The 14,396-nt window shown below is 40.9% G+C and carries 11 protein-coding genes; 10 read left to right on the top strand and 1 reads right to left on the bottom strand.

From position 1 onward, the window contains the following. The first annotated feature begins 112 nt into the window (after positions 1–112). The 9 genes from ftsE (at position 113) to HXT46_RS03900 (ending at position 11,543) form a co-directional block, all read left to right on the top strand. Positions 113–1,459, top strand: coding sequence for a cell division ATP-binding protein FtsE (gene ftsE / locus HXT46_RS03940; protein WP_004114920.1), 1,347 nt, complete (start codon positions 113–115; stop codon positions 1,457–1,459). Further along, positions 1,459–2,382 carry a permease-like cell division protein FtsX gene (gene ftsX / locus HXT46_RS03935; protein ID WP_004114923.1) on the top strand — a complete coding sequence of 308 codons (924 nt, stop codon included), beginning with the start codon at positions 1,459–1,461 and terminating at the stop codon, positions 2,380–2,382. The genes ftsE and ftsX overlap by 1 nt, the downstream gene beginning before the upstream one ends. 154 nt (positions 2,383–2,536) lie before the next feature. Further along, positions 2,537–3,931, top strand: coding sequence for a CHAP domain-containing protein (locus tag HXT46_RS03930; protein ID WP_421785667.1), 1,395 nt, complete (start codon positions 2,537–2,539; stop codon positions 3,929–3,931). Positions 3,932–3,961: 30 nt separating this feature from the next. Continuing rightward, positions 3,962–4,450, top strand: a complete 489-nt coding sequence (gene smpB / locus HXT46_RS03925) for an SsrA-binding protein SmpB (RefSeq protein WP_004113499.1) — start codon at positions 3,962–3,964, stop codon at positions 4,448–4,450. A 607-nt stretch (positions 4,451–5,057) separates the two neighbouring features. Beyond that, positions 5,058–5,984 carry an ABC transporter substrate-binding protein gene (locus tag HXT46_RS03920; protein WP_004114929.1) on the top strand — a complete coding sequence of 309 codons (927 nt, stop codon included), beginning with the start codon at positions 5,058–5,060 and terminating at the stop codon, positions 5,982–5,984. Positions 5,985–6,144: 160 nt separating this feature from the next. Beyond that, complete coding sequence (locus HXT46_RS03915) at positions 6,145–7,137, top strand: amino acid ABC transporter permease (RefSeq protein WP_101886500.1); 993 nt, start codon at positions 6,145–6,147, stop codon at positions 7,135–7,137. A gap of 66 nt (positions 7,138–7,203) precedes the next feature. Next, on the top strand, positions 7,204–8,025 hold the full coding sequence (locus HXT46_RS03910) for an amino acid ABC transporter ATP-binding protein (RefSeq protein WP_014554542.1): 822 nt from the start codon (positions 7,204–7,206) through the stop codon (positions 8,023–8,025). Between the two features lie 108 nt (positions 8,026–8,133). Then, on the top strand, positions 8,134–10,041 hold the full coding sequence (glmS, locus tag HXT46_RS03905; RefSeq protein WP_421785664.1) for a glutamine--fructose-6-phosphate transaminase (isomerizing): 1,908 nt from the start codon (positions 8,134–8,136) through the stop codon (positions 10,039–10,041). Positions 10,042–10,052: 11 nt separating this feature from the next. After that, positions 10,053–11,543 carry an extracellular solute-binding protein gene (locus HXT46_RS03900; RefSeq protein WP_421785662.1) on the top strand — a complete coding sequence of 497 codons (1,491 nt, stop codon included), beginning with the start codon at positions 10,053–10,055 and terminating at the stop codon, positions 11,541–11,543. 39 nt (positions 11,544–11,582) lie between these two features. On the opposite strand, the gene HXT46_RS03895 is transcribed toward HXT46_RS03900, so the two are convergent. Continuing rightward, positions 11,583–12,353, bottom strand: coding sequence for a type III pantothenate kinase (locus HXT46_RS03895; RefSeq protein WP_004114938.1), 771 nt, complete (start codon positions 12,351–12,353; stop codon positions 11,583–11,585). Between the two features lie 203 nt (positions 12,354–12,556). Here HXT46_RS03895 and HXT46_RS03890 point away from each other — a divergent pair, with 203 nt between their 5' ends. Further along, positions 12,557–14,320, top strand: a complete 1,764-nt coding sequence (locus tag HXT46_RS03890) for a glycoside hydrolase family 13 protein (protein WP_004117717.1) — start codon at positions 12,557–12,559, stop codon at positions 14,318–14,320. The last annotated feature ends 76 nt before the right edge of the window (positions 14,321–14,396 follow it).

Raw genomic sequence — 14,396 nt, 5'->3', positions numbered from 1 at the left:
TTAGATAAAATTCAAGATAAAAGTCAGAATAAAAATCAAAAATAAAATATAAAATAGTTAAAAACAAAATTAAAGTATATCGTTCAATAGTTCGTAAAGGAAACTGCAGAATATGTCTCTGATTTCACTAGAACATGTGTCGAAGATCTATCCTAAGGGTACGCGCCCTGCTTTGGACGATATTTCTTTAGACGTTAATCGTGGCGACTTCGTGTTTCTTGTTGGAGCGTCTGGATCTGGTAAAACAACTCTTCTAAGCTTGCTGCTGCGTGAAGAGGAGGCCACTAAGGGCGAGATTCACGTTGCTGGTAATGACTTGCGACGCTTAGTGAATCGTCAGGTTCCGCAGTATAGACGTACTCTCGGCTTTATTTTCCAGGATTATAAACTGTTGAATAATAAAACCGTGTATCAGAACGTGGCTTTTGCACTAGAAGTTATTGGCACGAGTCGTTCTACTATTAAGTCGCTTGTTCCGCGTGTGCTTGAAACGGTTGGCTTAACTGGTAAGGAAAATAATTATCCGCATGAGCTTTCGGGTGGTGAAGCTCAGCGTGTTGCAATTGCGCGCGCGTACGTGAATCATCCGCAAATTCTTCTCGCTGACGAGCCTACTGGTAATTTGGATCCAACTACTTCGCTTGGCATTATGGAAGTTTTGGACGCCATTAATCGTACGGGCACTACAATTGTTATGGCTACGCATAATGAAGAAATTGTTAACTCAATGCGCAAGCGAGTTGTGGAGCTTCATGCTGGAAAAATTGTGCGAGACGAACGCGAAGGCTCTTATGATTCTGCGCTTTACTTCCCAGACGCAGATGTTGAGCAAAAGTCGAAAGCTCAGCAGGCAGTTGAAGGCGATTCAGGTGTTCGTACTGTGGCAGATTCAGGCTCTGATCACACTAGTTTTAACTCGTCTTCTGAAGATCCTAAAAATTACAGATTCATGTCTAAACGCGCAAAGCGTGCAGCTCAAGCAAAGCAGGCTATGGATGCTGTTGCGCAAACTTTGCAAAATGGTTCTGAAGATAATGAGGGTATTGCTCGACTTGCGCAATCTGTTCATTCAGGCAGAACGGGTAGATATGGTGAAGTTTTTCAGCCTTTAGAAACAACTATGACTTGGGGGCGTGGTCTTTCAATTCCACCAGCTCCTCCCGTGCAAAAGTCGAATGATGCTGAAGATATGAAGAATTCAGATTTTGCAGATTCTAGCAACTCTTCGGATTCTGGCGATTCTCTTGATTTAAGTGAGAATCAAAAAGATAAGAATAATACAGAAAATATTGTCGAAAACGATATTGAAAATTCTAGCGAAAATTCTGGCGAAAACGTCGGCAATACAAGCGAGAATCCAAGCGAAACTGGCGATTATATTGAATCTAAAGAATCCAATGAAAAAAGTAAATCTGAAGCCAGTAAAAGCGAAAATCTTAAGAACGAAGGAGACGAGTAATGCGATTGCAGTTCATATTCTCAGAAACGTGGATTAGCTTGCGCAGAAACGTTTCTATGATTGTTTCGGTAATGCTCGTTACCTTCATATCGTTCTTGTTTATAGGCGCATCTGTTCTTATGCAAGCGCAAATCACAAAAGCCAAAGGCGATTGGTATGACAAGGTAGAAGTTGTAGCATGGCTTTGCCCAGACGGTACAAGTCAGTCAGCATCCTGTGCTTCTGGAAAAGCTCCTACTAAAGAAGAAATTGTAAAATTGGAAAACATTATTAACCAAGAGTTAGGTGATGATGTTTCGAATATCACTTATGTTAGTAGAAGCGAATTTTACAAGAATACTTTTCTTAAGCAATATCCTAATGGCTTATATCAGGGGCGTACTTTAACAGCTGCTGATATGCAAGATTCTTTGCGACTAAAGCTCACAAATCCAACCAAATACCAGGTTGTTTCAGAAGTTCTTTCTGGCAGAAATGGTGTTGAGGAAGTAGTAGACCAAAGACAAATTTTTGACCCAGTGTTTAGCGTTTTGAATCATGCCACGGCTGTTACAATCGTGCTTGCTGCAGTTATGGTTGTTGTTGCGATTATGCTAACCGGTACAACTATTCGTATGTCTGCAGCATCTAGAAAACAAGAGACGGAGATTATGCGACTTGTGGGCGCGTCTAATTGGACAATTCGCATGCCATTTATTTTAGAAGGTGCTTTTGCGTCCCTTATGGGCTCTCTGCTATCTGGGTGCGCGCTAAGCGTTGTTGTTAAAGTGTTTATTACAGATTGGCTTGCACAAAACGTTCGTTGGATGCCATTTGTAAATCAAACAACTGTTTGGATGACAGTTCCAGTGCTGGTTCTTGGAGCCGTGCTACTTTCAATAGTCGCCTCCGCGGTTGCACTCAGAAGATATCTGCAAGCGTAAACATAAAAGAAAAATTTAAATTATCAATAAATTATGAACATTAATAAATCATAAATAAAAAATCATAAATAAAAAAATTTTATCGATAATAGAATTTTCAATGTATAATTCGCATTAGTTGTGTTTGAATTTTCTACTTGAAAGGGAAGTAAATATGGAAAGCAAGAAATGCCATGCAAAATATTGTAAGCGCACTGTTGCAAGCGCGATTGCAAGCAGCTTTCTTATGCTTTCTGCCGGTATTACCTTATATGCTTGCCAGCCACTACGCGCTGATGCAGTTACCATGCAAGATTACAACAGGAAAGTTCAAAGTAATGCCGCTCTTAAAAAGCGTCTTGCTGGAGTCAATAAACAGCTTGCTGATAAGATCCTAGAGCTCAATGATTTAAACGAACATCAAATCCCTAATCAAGTCCGTGCTGCTCAGCAAGCTCAGGAGCAAGCGCAACAAGCTATGGGCCTTGTTGAATCAACAAATCAGCGTTTGCAGTCTGCGCAAAAAGACAAACTCGATTTAGAAGAAAAAATCAAGCAGACTGGCGAAGATTTTGATGATGCAAAGGCTGCTGTAGCTCAACTTGCTCGCAAAAGTTTCCATGGCTCCAATGCCTCTAACGTAATGGCAATGGTGACTAAATCCACTACTACCGAGCAGTTTGTTGGAAAACTTCAGTCAGAAGCTGCTGTTGCACGTAGCGAAGCAAATGCTGCAAATGATGCTGCTGTTACTTTGAGTAATTCTATGAATAGACGTCAGCGCTTAGCTGCTATTGAAACAGAGATTCAAAAATTAAAAGCAAAAGCTGATTCTGAGGCGCAGAGTGCTCAGGCTGCGGCTAAGGCTGCCAGTGAAAAGCAGCGTTCTCTTCAGTCTTTAAGAGATCAGGGAACTATTCTAAGAAAGCAGTTAGAGAGTCAAAAGAATAGTCTTACTTCTCAAGATGCTCGCGAAGCTGCGGAAATAATTGCTTTGAAGTCACAAATTGACGCTCAAGCTAGGGCTTTAGCTGCTACGGCTGCAGCTCGCATGAATCCTAATAATGGTAATCGTCAACAACTTAGAGGCGGCGGCAGTTGGAATACTCCTTCCTTGCCTGCATTACCGCTTTCTAATGGTGCTGCAAATGGTATGAATTACGCGGTTCCTGGGAATTGTCCTGCTGGTTCTGGCAATTGCTATGGTCATAATACTGGTAACACAGCTGGAGGTTCTGCCTATCCAGCTCGCCAATGCACACTTTGGGCGTATTTGCGCAGATCACAGCTTGGTCTTCCAGTAGGATCCTTTATGGGCAACGGTGCTGATTGGGCGAATTCTGGGCGTAGACTTGGGTATCTTGTAAATCGCACACCGCATGTTGGTGCTGTTATGGTATTTGCTAGAGGAGCTGCTGGATCAGATCCTACATATGGACATGTTGCTGTTGTTGAACGCGTTAATTCGGACGGTTCGGTACTGATTTCTGAAGGTGGCGTTGGATTTGCTACGTTCCCGTCTTATAGGACTATTCGTAATGCTGGCAATTATGAGTATGTTCACTATTAATTTTTATGATTCGATTTAGGCTGGTGTAATTTGGATAAAAAACCTGGTTCAGATGGTACTTTAACTGTTGCAAGAAATAAAAAAGCAAATCACGACTATGCGATTGAAGATTGCTATGAAGCAGGTATTGCTCTTACTGGCACAGAGGTTAAGTCTTTGCGCGAAGGCAGAGCTTCTTTAGCTGAAGCGTTTGTGAATATTGATAGACGTGGTGAGATTTGGCTAGAAGGCGCAAATATTCCAGAGTACTTAAATGGCACTTGGAATAATCATGCTCCTAAGCGCAAGCGCAAGTTGCTTCTTCATGCGATTCAAATTGCTAAGCTTTCTAGGCAGATTGAAGCTAAAGGTTATACCATTGTGCCTTTGAGGATTTATTTTAAAGGCAGCTACGCTAAAGTTGAGATTGCTTTGGCGCGAGGCAAAAAAGAGTACGATAAGCGTCAAGCGTTGCGCGAAGAACAAGATAAGCGCGAAGCATTGCGCGCTATGCGATACAAGAATATGCAATCTAGGTGATTTGCTGTTTTTTATTTCTTGCTTACTGTTGCGCGAGGGCTGGGTGTTTCTTGTCTCACAACGCTCCGCCTCTTACGTGTTTTCTGGTGTTGCGGTTGTTCCGATTTGGCTTTGATTTTGTTTTTTTGAGTTGAAGTTTGTTTGTAGTGGTGGCTCATTGGATTATTTGGTATCGGCTGCCGCTCTTATACTGTTCGACCAAGAATCACCCAGCCCTCTTACGTGCTTGAACAATTACGTGGTTTTTATCACTGAGATTCTCGATTTTTCTTCTTCATTCGATGAATCACCATCAAAGATGCTGAGGTTCATCTCATTCAGTGCGAAAAATCTCGAATCTCTACCCAGCTTGGTGTAATCGTACAACTTTGTAGTAGGTCTATAAACGACACGCCGTATATTATTCATTTTTGTGAATAATATACGGCTTTTGATTTTGCAATTCGTTATTTTTTGCTGATTTTTAGCATATTCATGTATGTCAATTTATGAATATTCAGTTTTTGCATTTTAATAATCGCAATTTAGTAGCGTTATCGTGTATAGTTATGCATATCACTGTAAATTATAAGTTATTTATTCTTTAAATATTGGACAGGAGAAGAAAATGCTTAAGTCAAATAAGATTTTTAAGTCAATTAAGCCTATTGCAGCAATTGCAACTCTTGCATTGATTGGATGCACATGCGCATGCGGTCCAGCCGATTCTAAGGCAGCAGACCCAGATGTGGCACGCAGCTACGATGTAAGCAAAGTTCAAAAAGACGATGAGATTGCAAAACTTGTTCCAGAAAGCGTTGCAAAAACTGGCGAATTAACAGTTGGTGTAAACGTTAGCTATGCTCCAGCAGAGTTCTTCGCTGCAGATGGCAAAACACCAGTCGGCTACGAAATCGACTTTTCTAAAGCTTTAGCAAAATTGATGGGCTTAAAAGCGAAGATTATGCATGCTCAGTTTGATTCCATTATTCCAGCAATCGGAAGCAAATATAACGTTGGAATCTCGGGCTTTACTGTAAACGCTGAACGTATGAAGTCCGTTGATTTTGTAACGTACGCAAACGCTGGCTTATCTTTTGAAGTTCGTAAAGGAAACCCAACTAAAGTAGATCCAAAGAATCTTTGCGGCAAAAAAGTTACATTAGAAACAGGCACTGTTGGCGAGCCAATCATGGAAGAAGCTAAAAAGCAGTGCAAGGCAAATAACGATAAGCCACTAGAAATCATGAGCTTTAAGGAGCAGACCGACGCCACTACAGCATTGCTTTCTGGTCGTGCAGACGTTATGTATGCTGACACTCCTGTAGCTGGTTATGCTGCAATAAAGAACAATGGAAAGCTAGAGATTCTAGAAAGCAGCAACGACGCGGAGCCAATGGGTGCAGCTGTTAAGAAGGACGATGCTAAGATGTTAAAGCTCATTAAGGCCGCAATCGATAAGCTTATGAAGAATGGCGTTTATAACGACATTCTAAAGAAGTGGGGTGTTGAAAACGTTGCCATTAAGGAAGCACAAGTAAATCCAGAAGTCTGATCTTAAATTTGGCGTGCGTTTGTAGCTATTAGTATAGTGAAAACCGCACGCCTTATTTGTATTTAATATATTTGTACATCGCAAGTGCGTTAATTACTAGTTAATAATCCGCTAGTTATTATTCACATATGTGACAATTTAAAATGTTAATGGAGAAAATATGTTTAACAATGCGAGTAAGAAGCTTTCGCAAAATTCTGATGGTGATCGAATTCTACCAGTCAAAAAACCTGGACCAATCATAGCTGGCATAATCGTAGCTATAATTGCGTGCTCGCTGCTTTATTCTATAGTTACAAATCCGCGATTTGAGTGGAATGTTGTAGGCATATATCTAATAAGCGACAATGTTCTTACAGGCATTGCTTGGACTCTAATACTCACATTCTTGTCTATGATTATTGCAATCGTTCTTGCTATAGGATTAGCAATGATGCGTAAGTCTGTAAACCCTGTTCTTCGAGCCGTAAGCTGGTTCTTTATTTGGTTCTTTAGGGGTACTCCAGTTTATACGCAGCTAGTATTTTGGGGAATGTTTGCTGTACTTGTTCCTAAGTTGAGTATGGGCATTCCATTTACATCCGTTGAGTTTTTCTCCATTGATTCCAACGTTGTTATGACTTCTTTAAACGCTGCAGTTATTGGATTGTCCCTTAATGAGGCTGCGTATTTGTCGGAGATTGTTCGTGCTGGTTTAGAAGCTGTGGATGCTGGTCAGGTTGAGGCAGCTCAAGCTCTTGGCATGGGCAGGTCTTTGACTATGCGCAGGGTTGTTTTGCCTCAGGCTATGCGTATTATCGTTCCACCTTTGGGCAATGAGACTATCGGTATGCTTAAAACTACGTCTCTGGTTTTAGCTGTGCCTTTTACCTTAGAACTTCAGTTTGCAACAAATGCTGTAGCAAATCGTATTTATAAGCCGATTCCGTTGCTTATAGTTGCTAGCGTTTGGTATTTAATTATTACGTCTATTTTGATGGTTTTTCAAGTTATGTTAGAAAAGCATTTTGGTAAAGGATTCGAAGCAAAAGACATTGTAAACAATGCTCAAATTAACTCTAATGCTGCAAAACGTGGAGATAATGCGATTAAAGCGAATAGTGACGCTGTAAAGGGTCGCAATAATGCAACAATGTTAGGTTTTAACGCATAAACATATAACGCATAAACCGCGTCAAAATTACAAATTTTATATAATCGTAATTAGATTTGAGGAAAAATGACTGATATTTTAACGGTTGATACACAAAGCCAAAATGTTACTAAAAGTGATACTCCAGCAGTAGTCATAAAGGATTTACACAAGTCCTTCGGTAATCTTCAAGTCCTTAAGGGAGTTGACATGACTGTTAATCCAGGAAGTGTAACAGTCATACTCGGTCCTTCTGGAAGTGGAAAATCAACCCTATTGCGATTGATAAATCAACTAGAAAAAATTACGTCTGGTAAAATCACAATTTATGGCGAGCGCATTGGCGTAAAAACCGTTATACATAAAGGTAAAGAAGCATTGCAAGCGTTAAACGACAAAGAAATTGCAGCGCAACGCGCAAAGCTTGGAATGGTGTTCCAACGTTTTAATTTGTTCCCACATATGACGGCTATTGAAAACGTTATGGAAGCGCCAGTTCATGTTTTACACATGGACAAAACCGCTGCACGCGATTTAGCAATTAAAGAACTTGAACGTGTTGGAATGGCAGACCGCGTAGACCATTATCCTTCTCAGCTTTCGGGTGGTCAGCAGCAGCGAGTTGCCATTGCGCGTGCGCTTGCGATGAAACCAGAAATAATGCTTTTTGACGAGCCTACGTCTGCATTAGACCCAGAACTAGTTGGTGAAGTGCTTAACGTTATGCGTGATTTAGCTAATGATGGAATGACAATGATTGTTGTAACTCACGAGATTGGCTTTGCACGAGAAGTTGCAGATCAAGTTGTGTTCATGGATGGCGGGAAAGTTGTTGAATGTGGTACTTCAGGAATCATAGATTGCCCACAAACAGAAAGATTTAAAGATTTTCTACATCACGTTTTATAAGTGTTTTGCAAGTATTTTGCAAGTGTTTTTCGCGTATTTTAATAAGATTTTTGCATATTTTCGACATGTGTAGAAACACGCACGCTTTATAACGTACAATAGAAAATTATGTGTGGCATTGTAGGATATGCAGGTTTTGGCACAGTTTGCTCAAAGCCTCTAGAAGTTTGCTTAAATGGGTTAGAACGCTTAGAGTATCGCGGATATGATTCATCTGGAGTAGCTCTTGCTGCTCCAGGAATGGATTCTATATGCGTACGCAAAAAAGCTGGTCGCTTAGCTGTTTTAAGAAAAGATATAGAAGCTAATCCAATGCCAGAAGCGAGTGTGGCAATAGGTCACACTCGATGGGCTACGAATGGCGCTCCTTGTGATTTAAATGCGCATCCGCATGTTAGTGCCGACGGAAAAATCGCACTTATTCACAACGGTATTATTGAAAACGCTATTAGTCTTAAAGAACAAATGCAAAAAGAAGGCATAGAGTTTTCGTCTCAAACAGATACGGAAGTTGCAGCAAAAGCGCTTGGAAAAATCGCGAATCAAATAATTGAAGAAACTGGTAAGCCAGATCTTTTTGAAGCAATAAGACGAGTTGCAAAAATTCTTAAAGGAGCTTTTACTCTACTTGCAGTAGACGTTAGACAGCCTAATATTGTTGCTGCTGTTCGTCACGATTCGCCGCTTGTAGTAGGTGTTTCAAATAACGAGTATTTTCTAGGCTCCGATGTTGCTGCTTTTGTTCAATACACAGATAAAGTGCTTGAAGTTGGTCAAGATCAAGCTGTTTTAATCGGAGATATAGAAGGAAACAAAAAAGCACAGCTTCGTCTTACTGATTTTGACGGCAACGAAATTGAAAACCCTAGTTGTTTTACAGTAGACTGGGATGCTTCTGCAGTAGAAAAAGGCGGATGGGATTCCTTTATGGATAAGGAAATCCACGAAGATCCGCATGCCGTAGCTGATACTTTACGAGGACGATTCGACGCAAAAGGGAATATTATTCTTGACGAAGTTAGAATTAGTCAAGATATTTTGCGATCAATCGACAAGATAATAGTTGTAGCTTGTGGAACAGCAAGCTACGCTGGATTAGTTGCAAAATATGCGATTGAACATTGGGTGCGCGTGCCAGTAGAAGTGGAGTTGGCTCACGAATTTAGGTACAGAGACCCAATTTTAACGCATAGAACGCTTGTTGTTGCAATATCTCAATCTGGCGAAACAATGGACACGTTAATGGCGTTAAGGCACGCGCGCGAGCAGGGCAGCCGCGTGCTTGCAATATGCAACACTCAAGGCTCGAGTATTCCGCGAGAATCGGATGCTGTACTTTACACTCATGCTGGCCCAGAAATCGCAGTTGCTTCTACAAAAGCATTTGTTGCGCAAATCGTAGCAGCATACATGCTTGGGCTTTATTTGGCTCAAGTCAAGGGAACAATGTACAGAGATGAAATACAGCAAATCGTGTCCCAGCTTAAAGAAATGCCAGATAAAATACAAAACGTTTTAGATACGCAAGCTGATTCGATTATGCAAGCCGCAAAGAAAACAATAGATGCAAAATCGTTCTTGTTCCTTGGCAGGCATGTTGGCTACCCAGTTGCTTTAGAAGGCGCATTAAAGCTAAAAGAGATTGCGTACACGTTTACAGAAGGTTTTGCGGCAGGAGAGCTTAAACATGGCCCGATAGCTCTAGTAGACAAAGGCGAGCCAGTTGTTGTTATAGTGCCATCTTCTAGAGGCAGAGACGTTTTACACGCTAAAGTAATCTCGGGAATTGAAGAAGTTAAGGCTCGCGGAGCGTTTACGATTGCGGTTGCAGAAGATGGTGATCCAGACGCTGAGCGTTACGCAGATATTGTGTTCTGGCGCCCTAAATGCCCAACGTTGCTAAGCCCACTTGTAGATGTTGTAGCATTACAACTTTTTGCTATGAATATGGCAAAGCTTAAGGGCTACGATGTTGACAAGCCTAGGAATCTTGCAAAATCTGTAACTGTAGAATAGCAGTGAATATTATGTGTGCAAGAAGCCCGCAGAAAAGTCGCAAGCAGAATTTTGGTTGTTTTGTTATGCGTAATATAAACCGTAATATAAACCGCGTTTTTGTTCGTAATATAAAGCGCGTAATTTTTGCGATTACATGCGTTTTTATTGTTGCTTTTTGTGCGTCATGCGGATCTGTTGATTCTAGAACAAAAATAACAGTATGGTCTTGGGAACCAAGCATGAAGCGGATTGCGGTAGATTTTGAGAAACAAAATCCAGATATTCGAGTTAGCGTTAAAGATACAAGCGGATACAACAATCTTAACAGTGCTATTCAAGACGGTTACGGTATGCCAGATGTTGCTCAGCTTGAATACCACGCTTTGCCACAATACGCGGTTAGCGGACAACTTTTGGATATTACAAATCGCGTTCAAGGAACTCAAACATTCTATACGCCAGGCACATGGTCTTCTGTTCAATTAGGAGGACGAGTTTATGGATTGCCAATGGATTCAGGTCCTTTAGCATGGTTTTATAATCAAGACGTATTCAACCAAGCAGGTGTGGATGTTACGCAAATTCACACCTGGAAGGATTATCTACATGCTGCAAGAAAATTAAAAAATATTGGCGTTTATATTGCTGCAGATTCTGGAGATGCAAGTTTTTACAACGCTATGATTTGGCTTGCAGGAGGAAGACCTTTTATAACTTCTCACGATGGTAAAACCGTTACAGTTCGCTTAAGTAAAGACAAAGGAACAAAAGACTTTACTAAATTTTGGCAGTCCATGATTGACGAAGATTTGGTTGATACAAGACTTGCAACTTGGACTCCAGCTTGGAAAAGTGCAGTCGGTTCTGGCAGTGTTGCATCTGTTTTTGCTGGAGCATGGATGACATCGCTTTTAATGCATGATATTCCAGGCGGAGCAGGGTTGTGGCGTGTAGCGAGAGTTCCGACTATGAATGGAAACAATGACAATGCGCAAATGGGAGGATCTGCTCTAAGCGTCCTTCAGTCTAGTCGCAAGCCTGAAGCCGCGATGCGTTTTGTGAATTTTGTATGCCATGATCAGACTGGTATTAAAGAAAGAGTTTTATCTGGAGCATTCCCAGCAGACGTTGTGACTCTTAGAGACAAAGCGTTCCTAAACAAAACAATGGTTCGTGATTCTCGCGGAATCGATGTGCCATATTTCGGAGGACAACAATTCAACCGTATTTTTGCAGATGCAGCAAATCATGTAGATACAGGCTACAAATATTTGCCGTTTGAAGTATATTCTCGTAGCGATTTTCGTTTCACAGTCGGTTTGGCCTATGATTGGAACAGAAAATCAAGAGCACGTTTAACAGTGCAGTCGATGATTGATGCAGGCATTAAACAAGACGATGGTAAGGATTTTCAACTTCCAGACGACCCTGGTCCTAAAATTAGTCTTAAAGATGGTATTAATCTTTGGAAAAAAGACTTGAAAGAATACGGGTATAATCAGGGTTTTGTTGTGCGCTAGACTTATGCACTTTAGGTCTGTAATCCAAAGGAAAAGTCGCTAGCAGCCGATCGTTCGTCTATAAATCTCGTACATTCCTTTAAAAATCAAATTTGGATCGTAATAATCAATAGTTTCAACGTCTTTTTCAAAAAGTCGTCCCAAGCCGCCTGTAGCAACAACCTTAAAAGGCTCATTTATTTCTATTTTGAATTGCTCAATCGTGCGCTCAATTCCACCCAAGAAGCTGTAATACAATCCAGCTTGCATAGCTGGACGAGTTGATTTTGCAAGAACGGATTTAGGGCGCGAAATCTCAACTTCTGGAAGCTGAGCAGTATTATCCCATAGAGCTGCAGCCGCCGCACTAATTCCTGTGCAAATAAGTCCGCAAGTAATTGCTCCGCTTTTATCAACGTAGTTATAGGTTGTAGCTGTGCCAAAATCTATAACTAATACGGGGCCGCCGTATTCGTAAAACGCGCCAACACAATCCGCTAAGCAGTCTGCTCCCAAAGAGCGTGGCTCGTCAATGCGAATATTTACGCCAGTTTTTACTCCAGGGCCTACAATCATAGGGTCGATTTGCAAAAACTTAACAATGCTTGCGCGGAACGAGTGCATAACTTTTGGGACAACCGAAGCAACAATAACATCTTCAACATCGTTTACGCTAAAACCGCTAAGATTTAAGAATTGCGTAATCATAATGCCGTATTCGTCGGAAGTGTGATTTGCTTTTGTAGTCATTCTATACGTGCCAACAATCTTGCCGTTCTCCAAGAATCCAAGCACAATATTCGTGTTGCCAATGTCTACTGCTAAAAGCATATTCGCCTCCGTTGTGTTTGTTGTGTGTTGCCAAACTTAAGTATGCGCATCTTTAGAGCAATATTACATTAATGCTAAGTCCGTTGCGTTCAATTTGATTGTTTGTGCTTGCTGCTTTAGAAAATCGCATAAAAGTGTGGCGGTGTAGCACAGTAGGTGATAAAGTCGAAAACAATGGCAGCGAGGCTAGAAAGGAAATGTAAATGATAAATCGTCATGCAATATTGCACCGACCACTTTCACAATACGCGTATTCTACGGCAGAATATTGTTTAACAATTCGCTTGCGTGCGGCAAAGAATAATCTTTGTTCATGCGTTTTGCATTACGGAAATCGCGTCGATTTGACTCCGTTAGATCAGTTCTGCACGCTGAAAATGGAAAAGATTGCAAGCGACGATTACTTTGACTACTATGAAGCAAACATAAGCAGCGATTTAGATAGAGTTTGTTATTACTTTGAGATGCAAGATGCGGATGAGCGCTTGTATTTGTACGCCGATACTATTGCGACTGATTTTCCAGAAGATCGTACAGAAGTCTACCAGTTCCCATTTATTCGCCGCGAGGAGATTAGCGACGTTCCTAATTGGCTTAAAGAGGCTGTTGTTTATAACATTTTCCCAGATAGTTTTGCAGATTCTAAACGTGGCATAAGTTGCGAGGCAAAAGATTATTTTGATGAGAAAACTGGCCAAACTTTACACACTCGTTTAGGTGGAACCATTAGAGGAATAATCGAAAATCTTGATTATATTGAGGATTTGGGCTTTAATTGCTTGTATTTAAATCCTATTTTTAAAGCTGCAGAATACCATCGTTACGATCTTCTTGACTACTACCATGTTTGCCCTAATTTAGGAACGGACGACGATTTTAGGGAGCTTGTTAGCGAGGTTCATAATCGCGGCATGCACATAATTATTGACGGCGTTTTTAATCATTCTAGTTGGTATTTCTTCGCGTTTGACGATGTTGTTAAAAATGGCGAAAATTCGCGATACAAGGATTGGTTCTATGGATTAAAGTTCCCTGTTAAGCGCCCCGAAGATGGTAAGCGCCCAAGCTACACGTGTTTTGCGTATGAGCGTAAAATGCCAAAGCTCAATACTTCTAATCCCGAAGTTCGCGACTATTTTATGGACGTTTGCCGCTATTGGCTTGAAGATTTTGATGTTGACGGTTGGCGTTTGGATGTTGCGAATGAAGTTGATAAAGACTTTTGGCGTGCCTTCCGCTCTGTTGCTAAAAAGACTAAAAAAGATAGTGTGCTAATTGCTGAGATTTGGGAGAATTCTGAGCGTTGGCTACAAGGAGACATGTTTGACTCCACTATGAACTACGAGTTCCGCAAAGTTTGCCGCGATTTCTTTGCTTTTGGCAAGATTAATGCGCGCGAGTTTAATAGTCGATTTGTGGATATGCTTTTAAGATACCCATTCCCGATTGTTCAGGGTCAATTGAATTTGCTTGATAGCCATGACGTTAGTCGCTTTAGAAGCTTGTGTGCTCAAAGCTCTTCGGAAGCTTGCGACTTTTCTACGGCAGATAAGCGATTCCGCTTGGCTGAGCTTTGTTTGCTTACATCTGTTGGAGCCCCAAGCGTGTTCTATGGTGATGAGCTTGGTGTAATTGGTTTTGAAGAGTGTGATTATCGAGCGCCTATGCCTTGGTCAAATCCTGTCAGCGATAATCGTGATTTATTCCGCGAACTTATAAAATTGCGTAAAAATAACGATTGCTTTATTCATGGTAATTTTAGAGTTCTTGACTATGATGAGCGCGGAAAGTTTGTGTTTGCGCGAGAAACTGACTCTAAGCGTGTTGTTGTAGCTTTAAATGCGTTTAATGAATCTAACGATTCGTTTAGTGCTTTGCCTGATTGTAAGCCGATTATTAGCTACAATTATGATGCTCAAAATCAATCTCTTGGAGCTTTTGGATACGCGATTTTTGAAGTAAAATAGCGATTTATTAGCGATTTTACTGGCGATTTAATCAATAAAAGTGGCACTTAATCAAGTTATTTAAGTGCCACTTTAA

Origin of the sequence: Gardnerella sp. DNF01204 (assembly GCF_049244145.1) — a bacterium.
GTDB lineage: Bacteria > Actinomycetota > Actinomycetes > Actinomycetales > Bifidobacteriaceae > Bifidobacterium > Bifidobacterium vaginale.
The sequence above is the reverse complement of the archived record's forward strand: the minus strand, read 5'-3'. Positions and strand labels throughout refer to the sequence as shown.